Raw genomic sequence first — 17,050 nt, 5'->3', positions numbered from 1 at the left:
TGACTGAAGCCTCGCAGAATACCCGAAGTCGACGGAGGCGGTGGAGGTCTGATCCCGGACCTCCACCCCAGCGATCAGTCAGTGCTCATTTGATACTGGCCGCCTGGCTTTGCCTGTGGTTTTTCGGCGACGGCATCGCGACCCAGGTCCTCCATTTCCACATTGTAGGTTTCCCGCGCCGTCCAGGTCGCATACGCAGCGATGGCGCAGGCCACCAGCGTCAGACAGGCGGCGGGCAGCCATGGCCGGTCGCTGCTGGTCATGAACGCGGCCGCGATGATCGGTGCGAACCCCGAGAGCGCAAACCCGACCTGGGTGCCGATGGCCATCCCCGACAGACGCACCCGGGTACTGAACATCTCGCCGAAAAACGCCGGCCAGATTCCGTTAGCCGCACTGAAGCAGATACCCGACATCAATATCCCCAGGACAAAGGTCAGAGGCAGGTTGTGCTGCTCGATCGACCACAGGTACGGGAACATCATCACGCCGCTTGCCAGCACACCGAACAAGTACACCGGCCTGCGCCCGACACGGTCGGCCAGCTTGGCCCACAGGGGAATGACGAACAGCGCGACAACGTTGGTCATGATCGTCAACCACAGCATGGTGCTGCGCTCGATGCCGGCGATGTTGACCGCATAGGAAAGCGAGAAGATGCCGAACACCGTGCTGACCGTGGACACCAGCGCGGCCAGCGCAACGCGCACGACATCACTCTTGTAGTCGGTGAACAGCGTCGCCAGCGGCATCCGTGCGGTCTGATTGCGCTCACGCTCTTCCTGGAAAACCGGTGTCTCTTCGATGTTGCGTCGAATCAAGTAACCGACAATCAGCACCACGACACTCAGCCAGAACGGAACGCGCCAGCCCCAGGACAACAGTTGTTCCTCTGGCAGACTGGAGATGGGCAGGAATACCAGAGTGGCCAGGATCAGACCGGCCTGTGTGCCGCTCAAGGTGAAACTGGTGAAGAAGGCACGTTGCCTGGACGGCGCGTGCTCAAGCGTCATCGAGTTCGCGCCGGCCTGTTCGCCAGAAGCGGAAAAGCCCTGGCACAAGCGCAATATCACCAACATGATCGGCGCGGCGACGCCAATACTGTCGTAACTCGGCAGGCATCCGACCAGAAACGTCGACACCCCCATCAGTAGCAAGGTCAGCACCAGCACCCGCTTGCGCCCGAACTTGTCACCAAGGTGCCCGAGAAATAACGCGCCAATGGGCCGGGCGATATAGCCCACGCCAAAGGTGGCCAACGCCAGCAAGATGCCGGTTGCCGGAGCAGAGGCCGGGAAGAAAACCTTGCCAAAGACCAGCGCTGCCGCCGTGCCATAAATGAAGAAGTCGTAATACTCCATCGCACTGCCGATCCAGCCGGCGAACGCGGCTTTGCCCGGCGTTTTCTTATGTTCTGTTGCCTGGGTGCTCATACTTACCTCCGGTACCACTTTACGGCTATCCAGGGGCAGCGAAGATCGCTGCGCAGCCTGGATGCCTTATTGTTTTTGTTATTGCGTCAGGCCAGCCGAACACCTGATCGCGAGCCCGTCATTCAGTGACAAACAGACGACCTCCCGGGAACCGCGACAGTGGTGTCTGATTCCAGGCTGGCAAGCAATGCACGGGTTTTCTCCAGCATGCGCCTGGCGCGCTCTACCGCTGGCATTTCCTTTGCGAGATGACGCATCGGCACTTCCAGGCTCAGGGGGATACCGGCGGGCATCGCCCTCAACAGGCCCGATAGATCCAGGCCACCGTCACCCGGCATCAGTCGTTCGTTGCGCGCCTGATACAGCAGTGTTTCGAGGCGACCCGGGCGCTCCGCGGGAGCATCACACAACTGCATCAGGCGGAAGTACTGCGACGGCAGTCCGGCCAGCGCATCGACGCTATCGCCGGCCCGGTCAAAGTGAATCGGATCGACCAGAATGCCGGCATTCACACGCCCCGTCGCTTCGATCAGGCGCACCGAAGAAGCCAGGTTGTCGACTGCAGCCCAAGGCGTGGGCTCCAGATTGGCACTGATATCGAACTCTGCTGCCAGTTCGCAGAAACCGGCGAACAAGTCGACCATCTGCGAGAAATCATCCACTTGCCCCGACACCACGGCGTTGCGCGCGCCGAGCAGCGCACCGGTTTCCAGCGCGGCGCGAAAGCCGTCCAGTTGCGTGGTGGATTGCAGGCGAAACAACTCGATGTCCGAAACCTGCACACCGGTATCGCGCAGGCGCCGGGCGACCTCCCGAATCAACGGGGTATCACCGACGCTGTCGTGCCGGGGCTCATCCGGCGTCGCCGGAATCAAACGCAGGCCGACGCAGTCGAAGCCGGTGAGCGCCGCACATTCGATCATCGCCACTGGCGTCAGCTCCAGGTGCGAGAGCGGTGCCAGGCCAATCAGGCGCCCCATGATGTGTCACCGTCCAATTGCACGGTGCCGCCGGAACGAGCGGCCTCATGCACCGCCAAGGTTGCTTCCAGAGTGCGCAAGCCGTCCTCGGCGGAGCACACCGGTTGTTCCGTCCCTTCAATCACTGCACAGAAGTGGCGAATCTGCTCGGCGTACGGGCAACCGATATGCGGCACGGCACGCTCGACCGTGATCGCGTCATGCCAACCCGGATGGTCGCGATAACGCCAAAGCTCCAGGCGCGGCAGCGTGAGGGAACCTTCAGTGCCGGAGAAAAAGTGCGAGTTGACGTCGTCCTGTCGCGGGAAACGTTCAGCCTCGCCCGCCGACAAATCCCAGTTCCACGGCGCTGCGGTGGTATCAGAGACCGACACGGTGCCGAGCGCGCCGTTGCGGAATCGCAGCATCACGGCGGCCGTGTCTTCTACTTCGAAGCGGCGAACGCTGTTCGATGTGATCGCTTGCAGGCTTTCGATCTCACCAAAGAGAAAACGCAGCAGGTCGATGTCGTGAATCAGGTTGATCAGCACCGGTCCGCCACCGGCCTGTCGACGCCACGAAGTTTCAAAATACTCATCCGGCTTGAGCCAGGTGCAGAGCGCGGTGGCGCTGACCGGACGCCCGAGCAGACCAGCCTCCACGATCGACTTGGCCTGTCGCATGATCGGGTTGTAACGACGCTGGTGACCGACCAGTGCCGGAACACCGTGAGCGGCAGCAGCGGCACAGATTCGCCGGGCGTTTTCCAGGGTATCGGCGATCGGCTTTTCCACCAGCACGGCCACCTTATGCGCAAGGCAATCGACGGCCACATCGGCATGAGTGACGTTGGGCGTCGCGACCACCACACCACGCGGTTTCGCCACTTGCAGCATCGTGCCGTAGTGCTCGAACCACGGGACGCCCAGGGTGGCAGCCAATGCCTGTGCCTCGGGCGATGGGTCGGCGATGCCCACCAATTCCACATTGTCGGCCGCCATGGCGCGCTCGATGTGCGTCCTGCCGATTAACCCTGCACCAATGACGCCGATCGGGATTTTTTTCATGTTATTTCCTGTTTAGGGGAATTAATCATGGAAACCTGTCCTGAAAATCGCTTGAACAGGTGTCCATTCGTGGCAGCACTCACCACCGCAGCTAGATTATTTCCCTTAAAAAGGAATTTCAACTAATTATCCATTTGGTTCATTTCGGTGTGTTTTTATAAAAATCATGAGTTTGAGCAATTTTTATTCACTAAAACTAAAAATATCCTGAATTATCGCGAAAAATAGAATAAACCAATTCCCTATCTAGGGAATAAACGGTCCTACCATCCTTTCCGAACGCCAGCACTCAAAAGGGCCAAATTTGGCGCACAAAAAAACCGCCGAAGCGGTTTTTGTCATTCTGTCGTCCAATCGAACTCGTCGTACTCATCATCCTCGTCGTCTTCGTCGTCCTCGAAGAATTCCTCTTCAAGGTCGTCAGCCTCAGCCTCTTCCGGCTGGTTCAGCAGAAAATCCTTACGACTCTCGGTAATCGCTCGCCGAAGTTCTTCGCCCTTTTCCGGGCAGTTGAGCATTTGGGCGATGCGGTCGATTTTTTTTGTCACGGCATGCTCCAACGCATCGACTATGGCCCGATAGTGCGCGCTTTCGGGGCTGGTTGCCAAATGCTCGTGTGATTTGCCGATCAGTTTTTCTGCATGTCCTTGAGCCGGTTACTGAGGTTTTCTTTGGGGAAGCGTTTTTGCAGGTCGGCCAGGAGCTTGTCGGCGGCTTGGGTTTTTCCGGTTTTTTGCAGGTGTATGACTTCGCGCAGTTGTTCGTCCAAGGATTTCGCCGGGGCTGCTGCGGGCTTGCTGGCTTTGGCTTCACCAGCCATGTCGGCATTGAAGGATTCGCGCTGTGCCGGGGCGGCCATTTCCGCCATGGGTGCTGCGGGTGCTGACATGGCGCCGGCCGGGGCGGCCAGTGATCGGGCCGTTGCGGGTTCGGCTTCTTTCTTGGCCATCGGGGCGGAGGCTTTCGACGCAGGTGCAAAGTCGTAGCTCGGCACTGATTCGGGCGCGCGTTGCACCAACGCCAGCATCAGACCGACGCCGACAAGGCTGGCGAATGCCACTTGCCAGCGTGGTTGCTGGCAGGCGCGAATCCAGCGTTGCCACAGACCCGGCTTCGGCGTCGGCACTTCTCGCTGCGCGGCGGCCAAGATGAATACATCTAGATGGGCCGGCGGTTCTCCGCTGCCATGTTCGCGGTAGTGCTCCAGCACTTGGTCTTGCGCTGTTCGCTTGGCGTCAGTCATGTCAGTACCTCCTCGGCCAGCAGCCGACGCAGTTTTTGCTGGGCGTAACGCAGGCGGCTCTTGACCGTTTCCAGCGGTGTTTCGGTGAGGGTGGCGATCTGCGGCAGGTCCAGATCACTGTAGGCGCGCAGCAGGAACACTTCGCGCTGGTCGGCGGGCAGGTTTTGCAGGGCGGCGTCGAGGCGCTGACTGTCGCGGCTCAGGCTCAGCAGTTGTTCGGGATCGGTGGATTCGTCGGTCAGGGCGTGGGCCTGTTCGTCGTAGCTGTCGTGCAGCGGTTGATGGACTCCGTGCTTGCGCCAGTGATCGATCAGACGGTTGCGGGCAATCTGGTACAGCCACGTACGAAATGTCGCCCTGCCCTGTGGCTGACTTTCGCTGCGGATGAGGCTCAACCAAGTGTCCTGGTACACCTCCTCGGCCCGTTCCGCGCTGCCGCTGAGCCCCAGTAAAAAGCGGTACAGGCCTTGGCGATGGCGCGTGTACAGAATCTCGAACGCCGCGCCGTCGCCCTCGCGATAACGGGCCAGCAGCGCTTCGTCGCTACTGGCCTGGGCGCTGTTGGCAGGTGCGAACAGCTGGCTGATGAACCCTTTGAGTCGGCTCACTATTCAATCCGTCGTGCAGTGTCTGTCGGATTCGACGCCGTGGTGGTGCGCAGGCTCTGCGCCAGTTCCACCAATTGCACGAACTCGCCGCGCAGGCCGAATCGGTCTTCTCCCCGTGCGCCACGGGCCAGCGCTTCGGTGTCCTTGAGGCTGAATTCGCCGGTGTAGCGGCCGTCCTTGAGCTGCTGGGAAAACGCGGCCACGGCGGCGGCAAAGCGCAGATCGTCACTGGCCGGTTTCACGCTATCGGTGATGGGCCGCTCGATCAGGCGACTGTTCCCGCCCTCCGGCAGTTGGTAACGCACACGCAGCATCGCCATTTCCCCATTCTTACCGGCAACTGAATCAGACCGCTTCCCATAACGCAGCGGTTCCAGCCAACCCTTCTCGCCCGCGGGAACAATTTCGTACAAGGCCGTCACCGTGTGTCCTGCACCGATTTCACCGGCATCGACCTTGTCGTTACTGAAATCCTCACGCTTGAGTGCGCGGTTTTCATAGCCCAGCAGCCGGTATTCACTGACCTGCGCCGGATTGAACTCCACCTGCAGCTTGACGTTTTTGGCCACGGTGGCGAGGGTCGAGCCGAGTTGATCCACCAGCACTTTGCGGGCCTCGCGCAGGTTGTCGATGTAGGCGTAGTTGCCATCGCCGGCATCGGCCAATTGCTCCATCAACTGCTCATTGTAGTTATCCACACCAAAACCCAGGGTGGTCAGGGAAACGCCGGTCTTGCGTTTATCCACAGCCATTTGCTTGAGGCTGTCGAAGTCGCTGATGCCGACGTTGAAGTCACCGTCAGTCGCCAGCAGCACGCGGTTGATCCCCTTGGGGATAAACGCCCGTTGCGCCTGTTGATAAGCCAGTTCGATGCCCGAGGCGCCGGCGGTGGAGCCACCTGCGGTCAATTGGTCGATGGCGGTACGGATTTTCGCTTTTTCGCGCCCGGAAGTTGGCTCCAGTACCACGCGGGATTCGCCGGCGTAGACCACCAGCGACACCCGGTCCTGTTCACGCAGTTGATCGACCAGCAATTTCAGCGTGCTTTTGACCAGCGGCAAGCCTTCTCGGCGGTCCATCGAGCCGGACACGTCCACCAGAAACACCAGGTTCGCCGGTGCCAGCTGCGCCACTGCACGGTCCGACGCCTTGATGCCGATGCGCAGCAAGCGGGTGTGCGGGTTCCACGGCGAGGCCGCCAGCTCGGTGGTTACACCGAAAGGCGAGCCATCGGTGGGCAAGGCGTAGTCGTAGGGGAAGTAATTGACCATCTCCTCCAGCCGCACCGCCCCCTCCGGTGGCAGGCGCCCCTGGTTGAGCAAGCGGCGGACGTTGGCGTAGGCGCCGGTATCGACATCGGCGCTGAAGGTCGAAACGGGGGCTTCGGCGACGCTGTGGATAGGGTTATCCACAAGCGTTTGATACTTCTCCCGCTGCTCATCGCGATAGCCCTGTGGATAAGCTTCGCCGGCAGGCATCGGCGCGAAAGTTGCCATCGGCGCGCTGCGCTTGGTCACCGCGCCAGCGCCCGCCACCGAATCGGCCATGAGTGCTTCGTGTCGCACCAAGGCTTCGGCTTTCAACTCGGACTGCGCCGGCACCGCCGCAGACTCGGGTTTGGATGAAACACCACAACCGGCAACAGCCAGCAGCAAGCCGGCGGCGAAACCCTGGGCGGCCGGGCGCAGGTAATGCAGGGGAAGGGACGGCAGAGGGGAAAACATGGGGGCTGACCTCAGGATGAATTTGATCCATTCATCCTGTGAGACGGGCAGCCCTTTCGATTCGGGTTAAACCGCTTAAAAAAATTTTCAGCGGTGATAACGCCGCACCACACTGCTGTTGCGCAGCACGTGGCCTTTGATCTTTTCCAGCAACTGCGCGCGGGTCAGGCCGGCCGGCAAGGCTTCCGGCGCCAGGTCCAGGGCGTAGATCTGGATGATGTAGTGATGCACGCTGTCGCCCACAGGCGGGCACGGGCCGACGTAGCCAGTGGTGCCTTTGCTGTTGGTGCCGCTCACGCCTTCAAACGCGGATTTGGCGCCGACACCGGCCGGGATCTGACGGGTGCTGGCCTTGATGCCGTAGTGCAACCAATGATCGGAGCCCTGCCCTTTCTGGCCGTCCGGGTCGTGCATGACGATGGCGTAGCTGAGGGTGCCCGTCGGGCCTGCGTTCCAGGCCAATGCCGGGGAAATATTTTTCCCGCCGCAACCGGCCGCGTCGCTGGCCGCGGCCGAGGTGAACAGGCGGTCATCCGACACACCCGGGATGTTCAGGGTAAAGCGCTCCTGGGTCGCAGCCTGTACCGGCAACTGCACGCAAAGGGCGACTGCCAGAGCAGCGAGCCAAGGGTTCAATGAGGTCAATCGGGTCATACCGGAGCACCTGGTGCGAGGTTGGGCCGTCGTCGGCGTGCAAACTATAGCTGGACCCTTCGCGCCTTGGCAGTGGGAATTGGCTGAACCTCTGAATTGGCGCCAGACTCTTAAATGAAATGCCTGTCTGGAGAGCGATCATGACCTTGCATCGCGTCGCCCATGTCAAAGACGTCCCCGAAAACCGTGGCCTTGAAGTGCAGGCCGGGGACGCGAAAATTCTTCTGCTCAACGTCGCTGATCAATGGCGCGCCTATCAAGGCGAGTGTCCCCACGCCGGCGCGCCGCTGGCTGAAGGCGCGCTGTGCAATGGCCGCCTCACCTGCCCTTGGCACAAGGCTCAGTTCCGCATCGAGGACGGTGGCTTGTGCGAACCACCGGCCCTCGACAGCCTCAAGCGCTACCCGCTGGAAGTGCGGGGGGACGAAATCTGGGTGGATGATCAACCGTTGTCGGATGCGCACACACCGCCCGCCGATGACGAGCGCACCTTTGTGATTGTCGGTGCCGGTGCCGCTGGTACGGCAGCAGCCGCAGCGCTGCGAGAGAAGGGTTTCGGCGGTCGGGTAATGCTGATCGACCGCGAAGCCGAGGCCGGTTATGACCGTACGGTGTTGAGCAAATTCGTGCTCGCCGGAGAAACGCCACCGGAGGATGTCCCGCCGTTGCGCGACGAGGCGTTTTACCGTGAACAACGCATCGAGCGTATGCAGGCCGAGGTTGCAAGCCTGGACGCCACCGGCAAAACCCTGCACCTGGCCAACGATCAATCCGTGACGTATAACGCCGCCCTGCTGGCAACCGGCGGCACGCCGAAATCGCTGGAGTTGCCCGGCGCCGACTTGCCTCAGGTGTTCGTCCTGCGCTCCAAGTCCCATGCGCAGCAGATTCTGCACAGTGCCAAACCCGGCGAGCGGGTGGTGATCATTGGCGACAGCTTTATCGCCATGGAGTCCGCTTCCGCGCTGCGCGAGCATGGGTTCGAGGTGACTGTGCTGGCCCGTCACCCGGTGCCTTTCGCCAAACAGTTCGGTGAAACCGTGGGCAAGGCGATCCTGGCCCTGCATCAGGCCCACGGCGTGGTGTTCCGCACCGAGGGCGAAGCCGCGCAGATCGAAGGCACGGACAAAGTCGAAGCTGTGCGCCTGAACAATGGCGAACGCGTGCCGGCGGATCTGGTGCTGGTCGGTATCGGGGTAAGCCCGGCGACCGGGCCTTTTGCCGACCTGCCCAGGGAAAAGGATCAGTCGCTGCGCGTCGATGGCGGCATGCGCTTGGCGGATGGACTCTGGGCGGCGGGCGACATCGCGACCTTCCCGCTCAACGGCCAGCCACGGCGCATCGAGCACTGGCGCCTGGCGCAACAACAGGCGCGGATTGCCGCGGCGAACATGCTCGGGGGCGATGAGCATTATCTGGACGTACCTTACTTCTGGACCTGGCACTTCGGCAAAAGCTACGACTACCTCGGTCACGCCGAGGCCTGGGACGAAGTGGAGTTCAAGGGCGACCCGTTCAACCCGCCCTTTGTCGGGCTGTTTGGCAAGAACGGTGTGGTGGTGGCGGCGGTGGCCTGCGAAGAAGACCGGACGATGGCGATGCTCGCCGAGCGGATGAAGCAGCCGTTGTCGGTGGATGAGGCGTGGCGTTTGATCAGGGGGTGAACTATGACGCCGTGTGTTGCATGTGGTGAGGGGATAAATCCCCTCGCCACAGGTTTGTTTCCTGGAGTCGTTATTGGACTTCGACAGTCCCGCCAAACTTGCTCATCAGGAAGCCGACAAACTGTTCAACGGTCATTTTCTGCCCGTTGAAATCCACCTCGTTGTTGGCGTAGTGCAGTTTGCTGACGACATTGTTGCCATCCAGTTTCGCCAGTTGTGAACCCACTGCCATGCTGCTGAACATGTCGGCCGAGGCGCTGGCCTGATCGGCGATCAGTTTGGCGTCGGTCTGGCCGTCCAGCTGCGATTGCAGGCTGAGCACGTCGATGAGCATCGGCTTGGACACTTGAATGTTGATATCCAGCAAGGCAATCAACTGACGGACCAGTTGATCGGCGGGCACCTCCACCGACGGTGGCTTGGTCAGGTCGAGCTTCAGGTTGGCGCGGGTCTCGCCATTGGTGGTCTTGAGCGACAGGTTCTCCAGCGCGACCTGTGGGCCGGCGGCGAGCAGCGTCTCCAGATTGGTCTTGATCACCGCCTCTTCGGCTTCGGTCAGCTTCAGCTCCGGGGCCGGCAGATTGGCCTCGGTCGCCTCGGCGACAGCCTGTTCGTAGGGTTGCAGCCGGGTCTGGTAAATCTCCATCAACGCCAGGGTCGACGGGATGTCGAGATTCTTCAGGCTCAGGGCCATCTGCGCGGAACCGACCTTCTTGTCGTTGACCGACACTTCGTCGATCTTGTAATCGGCACGCCCCGAAGCGCTGGTGCCCGATTCCTGGGTCTGGTTCTTCATTTCGAAGTTCTTGAAACCCATCACCGTCTGTTTCGGGCTGAAGGTAGCCTTGCTGTTGCTCAGAGTGAGGGTGTTCTCGCCGGTGTAATAGCCGTAGGTGCTTTTGCTCAGGTTGCTGGCCAGGGTCAGGCCGTTCAAATCCACCTGCACCGGCGCCTGATCTTCAGCGACGGTGACCAGCTTCAGGCTGTCCATGTAGCCGTCCGCCTTGACCTTCTGTGCCTGGGCGCTGGCGGAGACGTCGATTTTGAGACCGGAGAATTTCAGGCTGGACTTGTCATCCAGCGCGGTTTCCAGCGGCAGCAATTCCAGCGAGCCGTTGGTGGAATTGTCGTAGCCGATGTTGACCACGCCTTTGAGCGGCGAAGCATCCTTGGTGGCGGCGAACCATTTTTCCGTCAGCGGCGTCTTTTCCAGCTCGTAGTGACTGGAGGCCATGACTGGCAGCCACTTCAGCGATACCAGGCGCGAGAATGGCAGCGGACCGTGTTCGAGTTTATCGACGAACAGCAATTCGACCGGCGCCTCGCCGAACATTTCACCTTCGGCGGTCAGGCGGTAGTGGGCGGTGCTGCTGAATACGTGACGTTCCAGGGAAACCAGTTCGACTTTTGCGGTGCCTTTATGCCCGACCAATGCAGCCTGCAATTGCTGGTTGGCGTCGGCCAGGGAAGTGTTGAGCACACTTTCGATCTTGGTGCCGGTGTACCAGGCACCGCCGGCGCTGATTGCACCGATGGCCACAACGATTCCCAGAAACACGCCTGCTGATTTATTCATGAATGACCCGATCAATGCCCGTAGTTGAGGGTGTGGTCGTCTTCCCTGATCCCTGTGCGGGTCGTGGCTCGACAAGTGGGGTGCAGATTAGCATCAGGCGTGTGGAGTGGACCAACGAATGGAGGTGAAAGAGTGTGGAGTCTTGGTGTTCATTAGATCGCCATCGCGAGCAAGCTTTGCTCCTACAGGAGGAATGCATTCTTCTGTAGGAGCAAAGCTTGCTCGCGATGGCGTCAGTCCTGCCAACACAGATCAGGAGTACTGCACTTCGATCTCATCCAGCTGATGATCAAAGGTCTTGAGCCTTGCGCTCCAGGTGTACACCAGCACTTCGAAATCCCGGTTGATCACCGCCCCGCCCGTCACTTCCCCACGGGGGTCGCAGAAATCCAGTTGATAGCGCTCGCGGGCCATGGCCGTGGCAACGTCCGCCAGTTCCCGGGCGTTGTTGAGCCAGTGCCGGCCGTCGTCCGCCACCTGCTTGTCCAGCGCCAGGCACTGTTTCTTCAGGGTCTCGAGGCTCTTTTCCAACGGCGTGCCGGTCAGTTCGCCCATGACTTCCTGGAAGGTGCGCCCCGGTTGCCAGTAGCTGCCCCAGAAATAGCGATCGAACACCGTTTCGACACGGCGCAGCGCCACCTTGGTGTCCCAGATCAGCACCAGGGTCTTGCCTTGTTCGAGTTGTTTTTTCTTGATTCGTCGGGTCTGGACGGACGCCCAGGCCACCACCGTGACAGACATCACAGCAATCAGCGCTACGGCACTGTCGAGAAATGCCAGGGCCTTGTCGATCTGATAGGCCAGCATGATGCCGTAGAAGTACGTCGCCGTGAGCAGCACGAGGGCCACGACGGCACACCAGAAGCCGAGAGCATAAGGGTTTTTCATTATTGGTTTCCCCCTGACCTGCGCAAGCTTTGAGCGCTGCAAGGGCGCCTGTTTACAAGCGCCCCCTCAACACTTCAAAGCATAGCAACGGCCTCAGGGTTTGCCGGTGTTCGACGCTTGCGTTCGTCCGCTTTCCCACCCGCCGCCCAGGTCCAGGAACAAATCGATCTGGCTCAACGCAACCTGAGTGTTGGCCGCGGCCAGTTGCGCCGTCACGTCGGTGTAGGTGCGCGTGGCTTGCAGGTCGGCCAGGAACGACTCGCGGCCTGCCTGGAAGAAACGGTGCGTCTGGTCGGCCGCCAGCTTCGCCGATTGCTCGGCGTCCGCCAGGGCATCCCGGCGCTGCAACAGTGCCGAGTACTGGGCCAGGCTGGTCTGGGTTTCGCGAATGGCGTTGAGCACCACGCCATCGAAGTGCGCCAGGGTTGCCTGGGTCACGGCTTCGGCTTCACGGATGCGCGCCCGGGCGCCGTTGGTCGGCACATTCCAGGTCAACGAGGGACCGAAGCCCCAGCGATTGGTGGACGGTTCACCGAGGTTTTCCAGGATACCCACGGTGCCGATGGTCGCGCCGAAACGGATGTCCGGGTACAGCTCGCCCGTGGCGACGCCGATGCCAGCGGTGGCGGCCGCCAGACGGCGTTCGGCCTGACGAATGTCGGGGCGGCGTTTGAGCAACGAGGCGCCATCGCCCACCGGCACCAATTGCGCGATTTTCGGCAGTTCCGCACAGCTCGCGGTGCCGGCCGGCAGTTGATCGACCGGCTTGGCCAGCAGCATCGACAGACGGAATAACCCGGCCTGGCGCGCGGCTTCATAGCGCGGCATGTCGGCGCGCAAGGATTTGAATTGGGTTTGCGATCGGGTGACCTGGGTCTCGTCGCCGCGACCGGCATCGCGCAGGCGCTGAATCAGCGAAGTGCTTTGCGATTGCAGGTCGAGGGAATGCTGGGCAATTTCCCGCTCTTCATTGGCCGCGCACACCTGGGTGTAGGCGCGCACCACGTCGGCCACCAGGGTGATACGTGCGGTATCGGCGGCGGCCTGGGTCGCATCGGCATTGGCCTTGGCCGCTTCGATGCCACGCTTGAGCGTACCGAACAGATCGAACTGGTATGACGCGCTGATGCCGATGTCACCGATGTTGGCCACCGGCACTTTTTCCGGTAAGAGGAAGGCTTCACCGGATTCCTGCAAACGCTGGGCGCCCATCTTCACCCCACCGCTCCAGCCACCGGCGGCTTCCGCTTCATCCACCTGCGCGCGAGCCCGCAGCAGGCTGGCCGCCGCGACCCGCAAATCAGTGTTGGACGCCAACGCCTGCTGGACCAATTGGTCGAGACGCGGGTCCCGATACAAACGCCACCAATCGCCGGGCACCGGTGCCGAAACCACCGGCTTGCCGTTCACGTCCAGTTGGCCCTGCAAATCTTCGCGGTGGATGGCCGCCTCTTCCGGCAAGTGATAATCCGGCCCGACCATTTGGCACGCCGACAGCAACAGGCCTAAACCGGCAACCGCCAAACCAGAAGCTTTGTTCATTGCGCGGGCTCCCGGTCCTTGTCGTCGATGATCGACACGGTGGCGGTACGCCCGGCAATCATGCGGAAGTCCGCCGGTACATCGTCAAACACAATGCGCACGGGAATCCGCTGGGCCAGGCGCACCCAACTGAACGCCGGGTTGACGTTGGGCAGCAGGTTGTTGCCGCTGGTGCGGTCACGGTCCTCGATACCGGCGACGATGCTTTCCACATGCCCGCGCAGCCGCGCGCGGTCGCCGATCACCCGGATGTCGACGCTCTGGCCGACATGAATGCCGTCCAGCTTGGTTTCTTCGAAATAACCGTCGATGTGGAAGGAGTTGCTGTCGACCACCGACAGCACCGGCTTGCCGGCACTGACGAACTCCTGGGTGCGCGGCGCGCGGTCGTTGACGTAACCGTCCACGGGGCTGCGGATCACCGAGCGATCGAGGTTCAGTTGCGCGCTGTCGACCGCCACCTGGGCTTCCATCAGCGCCACTTGCGCGCGGGCCACGCGGGACTGGCTTTCTTCCAGTTGTTCGGCGGGCACCAGATTGCCCAGGCCTTTGTTGCGCTTGGCTTCACGCTGGGCCTGGGCGAGGGTTTCCTCGCGATCGGCCACCGCCGCCTTCGCCTGGCGCAGGGCCAGCTTGAAGCGATCCTGATCGATACTGAACAGCACCTGGCCACGCTTGACCGGTTGGTTGTCACGCACTTCCACCTGCTGGATCAGGCCGGACACGTCCGGGGCGATCTGCACGATGTCGGCACGGATGTGACCGTCGCGGGTCCAGGGGGCGAACATGTAATACATCACCATGCGCCAGACCACGACCACGGCGAAGCTCACGATCAACAGGGTCAGCAGTACACGGCCGAAGGTCAAAAACGGTTTTTTCATGTCATCAGGTATCGACTGAGTGAATCGACCACGCCCAGCAGCAAGGCGTAGAGGGCCACGTTAAACAATGCCCGGTGCCAGACCAGGCGGTAGAAGTGCAGACGCGTGAGCAACCCGTGCACCAGCAGGTAAAGCAGATAGGTAATGCCCATCAGCACCAGCAGCGTCGGCAGGAACACGCCGCTGATATCCAGATCTCCGATCATAGGGGTGCTCCATCGATGCCATGGGGAAGCGGTTCTTCGATCTCGGTGGAACCGACAAATTCGACGCCCGGCAACAAGGCCAGACGCAAACCGCTCAAGGCGTGTAACAGGTGTAGACGAGTTTCATCATCGCCTTCGCCACTGAGGGCGCGGCGCGTGCGGTCCATCGTCATCAACAATGGACTCGGCGCCGGCAAACGCTCACCGGCTTTCAGGCAAGCCCTGAAATAATCGCCGACCTCGGCCACCACCTGGCGCAGTAACGCCTGGGAGGTGCCCTGCATGCGCGGCGTGTAGGCGAGCAGGTCGAGCATGTTCAGGGCCACGCGCACTTCCCGCAGGGCGATGCCGGTGTCCTGGCCGGTCATGGCCAGACGCGGCAAGTGCTGCATCAGGCGATCGAGCACCTGCACGCCCAATTGCCGATGCTCGGCCAGGGTCGCAGGTTCGGTCAGGCTGACAATGTCGCGCCAGCTGAAACGGGTCAGGCGCTTGGCCGCCAGTTCGGCACCGAAAGGCCGGGCGATCAGGGTCCAGAGGAAGGCGAACAGCAAGCCCATGGGGCCGGCCAGGTTGGAATTGACGAAGCTGAGGAAGTCGGCGTCGTACGCCCCCTGAATGCTGATGAAGGACGAGGTGTTAACCAGCGTCAGCAACATGCCCAGGTAGAACTGCGGCTTGACCGTCAGGGTGCCGATCACGATGAACGGAACGGAAAACGCCAGCACCAGCATCGGGAAATCGTGCAGGTTCGGCAGCACCAGGAACAGGTAAAGACTGGCGAGCAACACCGACATCGCCGTCCAAAAAAAGAACCGGTAAATCTGTGGCGCCGGATCGTCCATCGAGGCAAAGAAGCTGCACGACACCGCCGCCAGAATCACCGCCGCGCCGCCGTCGGTCCAGCCGAGCAGAATCCACAACACACAAGCGACGATGATCGCGCAGACGGTGGACGCCGCCGAATACAGCATCAGGCCACGATCGAGAAAGGGCGTCAGCCGCCCCAGGCGCCAGTGCCGGTACACCGCGCGCCAGCTGTCCTGGTTTTCGCACTGGATGGCGATTTGCAGGCTGCGGCAGTCCTGCCACAGATCGATCCATTCGCCGAGTCGGTAGATGGCATTGGAAAACAGCAGTTGCTTGCGATCCTCCAGCGCCTCGGCACTGGGTTGCAGGGCTTCGAGCTGGTCTTTCAAGGCTTGCCAGCGCTCGATGTCGGCGTCCTTGTGCTGCAGCCATTCATCGGCGGCGGCGAGCAGGGGCGCGAACTTGTCCACCAGCTCCGGCGTACGCCGTTCGAGGGCATAAAGCGCGTCGTCGAGGGCGTCGATGACCGGCATCAGGTGAATCATGCGCCCGCGCAATTCCTTGGTGTTGCGCACGGTCTGCGGCCGCGAGCCTTCGTGGGGCAGTTGGCCGATCATCAGTTCCAGGCTGTTGAAGGTCGCCACCATCGAGGCGCGCAGCGCACTGACTTCTTCGGGCTGCACGTTGCGGCTGAGGAAGCGCTGGCTGTAGGTCGAGGCGTCGGCAAACCATTTGCCCACCGAGTCGTTGAACACCGGCGCCAGCCGGCGGGGCCAGAAGATCGCCCCCATGACGGCCGCGACAGCGATGCCGAGGAAGATTTCTTCCGTGCGTGCTTCGGCCACGTCCCACACCGCCAGCGGGTTATCCACCACCGGCAGGGCGATCAGCGGCAAGGTGTAGCCGGCGAGCATCAGGGCGTAGTTGTTGGCGGTGCGCAGGTGCAGCGACAGGAACAGCAGGGTGCCGGTCCACAGGGCAATCACCAGCACCAGCACGTAGGGACTCTGGACGAACATCGGCACGAACAGCACCGCCGCGGCGGCGCCAACAAAGGTGCCGATCGCGCGATACAGCGCCTTGGACGTGGTCGGGCCGAGGAACGGATTGGACACGATGTACACCGTCGCCATCGCCCAGTACGGACGCGGCATTTGCATGAGCAACGCGATGTACAGCGCGATCATCGAGGCGGCGAAGGTACGTACGCCGTAGAACCAGTCTCGCGCCGGGGGCATACCGCTGAAGAAACCGCTCAAGACTCGACCACCTGAGAAAGGCTGGCGGATTCGAAAGCCCGCAAAACACGCAGCGCCGCTTCCAGATCCTTCCGGTCGATCCCTTCCAGGGTTTCATTGCGCAGACGCACCAGCTCGACTTCGACATGTTGCACCAGCGCCCTCCCCGTGTCGGTCAGGCTCAGGCATTTGGCGCGACGGTCCTGGGCATCGCCGGTGCGGCAGACGTGACCGGCGTGACACAGCTGGTCCAGCAGGCGCACCAGCGACGGGCTCTCCATCCCGGACGCCTGCGCCACCGCGACCTGGCGCACACCATCACCCAGACGCCCGATCATCAACAACGGGACGGCACAGGCTTCGGAAATTCCATAGTTGACCAGCGTGGTCTGGCAGATCTTCCGCCAATGCCGGGCGGCCACCACCATGGAGCTGCTGATGTTCATCTGGAGAGCGTCGAGGTCATTCGGCACGGGGAAACACACACTGTTAGTTTGCTAACTATCAATATGGCATTGAAGGGGATTTTTCGTCAAGTTTTGAAACACATCTTC

The 17,050-nt window shown here is 61.5% G+C and carries 16 protein-coding genes; 1 reads left to right on the top strand and 15 read right to left on the bottom strand.

The window, feature by feature from the left end; translation table 11 throughout:
* Positions 1-74: 74 nt before the first annotated feature.
* From DKY63_RS20595 to DKY63_RS20560, 8 genes are all read right to left on the bottom strand, one after another.
* On the bottom strand, positions 75-1,433 hold the full coding sequence (locus DKY63_RS20595; RefSeq protein WP_110965764.1) for an MFS transporter: 1,359 nt from the start codon (positions 1,431-1,433) through the stop codon (positions 75-77).
* 122 nt (positions 1,434-1,555) lie between these two features.
* Complete coding sequence (locus tag DKY63_RS20590) at positions 1,556-2,413, bottom strand: sugar phosphate isomerase/epimerase family protein (protein WP_110965763.1); 858 nt, start codon at positions 2,411-2,413, stop codon at positions 1,556-1,558.
* On the bottom strand, positions 2,401-3,459 hold the full coding sequence (locus tag DKY63_RS20585) for a Gfo/Idh/MocA family protein (RefSeq protein WP_110965762.1): 1,059 nt from the start codon (positions 3,457-3,459) through the stop codon (positions 2,401-2,403). The genes DKY63_RS20590 and DKY63_RS20585 overlap by 13 nt, the downstream gene beginning before the upstream one ends.
* A gap of 338 nt (positions 3,460-3,797) precedes the next feature.
* Complete coding sequence (locus DKY63_RS32405) at positions 3,798-4,067, bottom strand: hypothetical protein (protein WP_239499317.1); 270 nt, start codon at positions 4,065-4,067, stop codon at positions 3,798-3,800.
* Positions 4,068-4,087: 20 nt separating this feature from the next.
* On the bottom strand, positions 4,088-4,702 hold the full coding sequence (locus DKY63_RS20575) for a hypothetical protein (RefSeq protein WP_110965761.1): 615 nt from the start codon (positions 4,700-4,702) through the stop codon (positions 4,088-4,090).
* Positions 4,699-5,280, bottom strand: coding sequence for an RNA polymerase sigma factor (locus DKY63_RS20570; RefSeq protein ID WP_239499416.1), 582 nt, complete (start codon positions 5,278-5,280; stop codon positions 4,699-4,701). The genes DKY63_RS20575 and DKY63_RS20570 overlap by 4 nt, the downstream gene beginning before the upstream one ends.
* Positions 5,281-5,309: 29 nt before the next feature.
* The gene (locus DKY63_RS20565) at positions 5,310-7,034 is read right to left on the bottom strand and encodes a vWA domain-containing protein (protein WP_110965759.1); all 1,725 of its coding nucleotides are present in this window, start codon (positions 7,032-7,034) and stop codon (positions 5,310-5,312) included.
* Between the two features lie 87 nt (positions 7,035-7,121).
* On the bottom strand, positions 7,122-7,688 hold the full coding sequence (locus tag DKY63_RS20560) for a YbhB/YbcL family Raf kinase inhibitor-like protein (protein ID WP_110965758.1): 567 nt from the start codon (positions 7,686-7,688) through the stop codon (positions 7,122-7,124).
* A gap of 140 nt (positions 7,689-7,828) precedes the next feature.
* On the opposite strand from DKY63_RS20560, the gene DKY63_RS20555 reads away from it, so the two are divergent.
* A complete protein-coding gene (locus DKY63_RS20555) occupies positions 7,829-9,352 on the top strand; it encodes an FAD-dependent oxidoreductase (protein ID WP_110965757.1) in 1,524 nt (507 codons plus the stop codon).
* A 70-nt stretch (positions 9,353-9,422) separates the two neighbouring features.
* On the opposite strand, the gene DKY63_RS20550 is transcribed toward DKY63_RS20555, so the two are convergent.
* From DKY63_RS20550 to DKY63_RS20520, 7 genes are all read right to left on the bottom strand, one after another.
* Positions 9,423-10,928 (bottom strand): YdgA family protein, encoded by a 1,506-nt coding sequence (locus tag DKY63_RS20550; protein ID WP_110965756.1) that lies wholly within the window; start codon positions 10,926-10,928, stop codon positions 9,423-9,425.
* A 252-nt stretch (positions 10,929-11,180) separates the two neighbouring features.
* Positions 11,181-11,816: an NADH:ubiquinone oxidoreductase subunit N gene (locus tag DKY63_RS20545; protein ID WP_110965755.1), complete on the bottom strand. Its 636-nt coding sequence runs from the start codon at positions 11,814-11,816 to the stop codon at positions 11,181-11,183.
* 93 nt (positions 11,817-11,909) lie between these two features.
* Positions 11,910-13,358, bottom strand: coding sequence for an efflux transporter outer membrane subunit (locus DKY63_RS20540; protein WP_110965754.1), 1,449 nt, complete (start codon positions 13,356-13,358; stop codon positions 11,910-11,912).
* Positions 13,355-14,242 carry an efflux RND transporter periplasmic adaptor subunit gene (locus DKY63_RS20535; protein ID WP_110965753.1) on the bottom strand — a complete coding sequence of 296 codons (888 nt, stop codon included), beginning with the start codon at positions 14,240-14,242 and terminating at the stop codon, positions 13,355-13,357. Before DKY63_RS20535 ends, DKY63_RS20540 begins: the two co-directional genes overlap by 4 nt.
* The gene (locus DKY63_RS20530) at positions 14,239-14,448 is read right to left on the bottom strand and encodes a DUF1656 domain-containing protein (RefSeq protein WP_110965752.1); all 210 of its coding nucleotides are present in this window, start codon (positions 14,446-14,448) and stop codon (positions 14,239-14,241) included. The genes DKY63_RS20535 and DKY63_RS20530 overlap by 4 nt, the downstream gene beginning before the upstream one ends.
* Complete coding sequence (locus DKY63_RS20525) at positions 14,445-16,517, bottom strand: FUSC family protein (RefSeq protein WP_110965751.1); 2,073 nt, start codon at positions 16,515-16,517, stop codon at positions 14,445-14,447. The genes DKY63_RS20530 and DKY63_RS20525 overlap by 4 nt, the downstream gene beginning before the upstream one ends.
* Positions 16,514-16,942, bottom strand: coding sequence for a MarR family winged helix-turn-helix transcriptional regulator (locus tag DKY63_RS20520; protein WP_110965750.1), 429 nt, complete (start codon positions 16,940-16,942; stop codon positions 16,514-16,516). The genes DKY63_RS20525 and DKY63_RS20520 overlap by 4 nt, the downstream gene beginning before the upstream one ends.
* Between the last annotated feature and the right edge of the window lie 108 nt (positions 16,943-17,050).

The organism is Pseudomonas putida, from assembly GCF_003228315.1.
Taxonomy (GTDB): domain Bacteria; phylum Pseudomonadota; class Gammaproteobacteria; order Pseudomonadales; family Pseudomonadaceae; genus Aquipseudomonas; species Aquipseudomonas putida_S.
The sequence above is the reverse complement of the archived record's forward strand: the minus strand, read 5'-3'. Positions and strand labels throughout refer to the sequence as shown.

Bases quoted from the DNA above. Each gene is read 5' to 3' on its own strand.
- DKY63_RS20595 (WP_110965764.1), bottom strand. From the start codon at position 1,433: ATGAGCACCCAGGCAACAGAACATAAGAAAACGCCGGGCAAAGCCGCG.
- DKY63_RS20590 (WP_110965763.1), bottom strand. From the start codon at position 2,413: ATGGGGCGCCTGATTGGCCTGGCACCGCTCTCGCACCTGGAGCTGACG.
- DKY63_RS20585 (WP_110965762.1), bottom strand. From the start codon at position 3,459: ATGAAAAAAATCCCGATCGGCGTCATTGGTGCAGGGTTAATCGGCAGG.
- DKY63_RS20575 (WP_110965761.1), bottom strand. From the start codon at position 4,702: ATGACTGACGCCAAGCGAACAGCGCAAGACCAAGTGCTGGAGCACTAC.
- DKY63_RS20565 (WP_110965759.1), bottom strand. From the start codon at position 7,034: ATGTTTTCCCCTCTGCCGTCCCTTCCCCTGCATTACCTGCGCCCGGCC.
- DKY63_RS20560 (WP_110965758.1), bottom strand. From the start codon at position 7,688: ATGACCCGATTGACCTCATTGAACCCTTGGCTCGCTGCTCTGGCAGTC.
- DKY63_RS20555 (WP_110965757.1), top strand. From the start codon at position 7,829: ATGACCTTGCATCGCGTCGCCCATGTCAAAGACGTCCCCGAAAACCGT.
- DKY63_RS20550 (WP_110965756.1), bottom strand. From the start codon at position 10,928: ATGAATAAATCAGCAGGCGTGTTTCTGGGAATCGTTGTGGCCATCGGT.
- DKY63_RS20545 (WP_110965755.1), bottom strand. From the start codon at position 11,816: ATGAAAAACCCTTATGCTCTCGGCTTCTGGTGTGCCGTCGTGGCCCTC.
- DKY63_RS20540 (WP_110965754.1), bottom strand. From the start codon at position 13,358: ATGAACAAAGCTTCTGGTTTGGCGGTTGCCGGTTTAGGCCTGTTGCTG.
- DKY63_RS20535 (WP_110965753.1), bottom strand. From the start codon at position 14,242: ATGAAAAAACCGTTTTTGACCTTCGGCCGTGTACTGCTGACCCTGTTG.
- DKY63_RS20530 (WP_110965752.1), bottom strand. From the start codon at position 14,448: ATGATCGGAGATCTGGATATCAGCGGCGTGTTCCTGCCGACGCTGCTG.
- DKY63_RS20520 (WP_110965750.1), bottom strand. From the start codon at position 16,942: ATGAACATCAGCAGCTCCATGGTGGTGGCCGCCCGGCATTGGCGGAAG.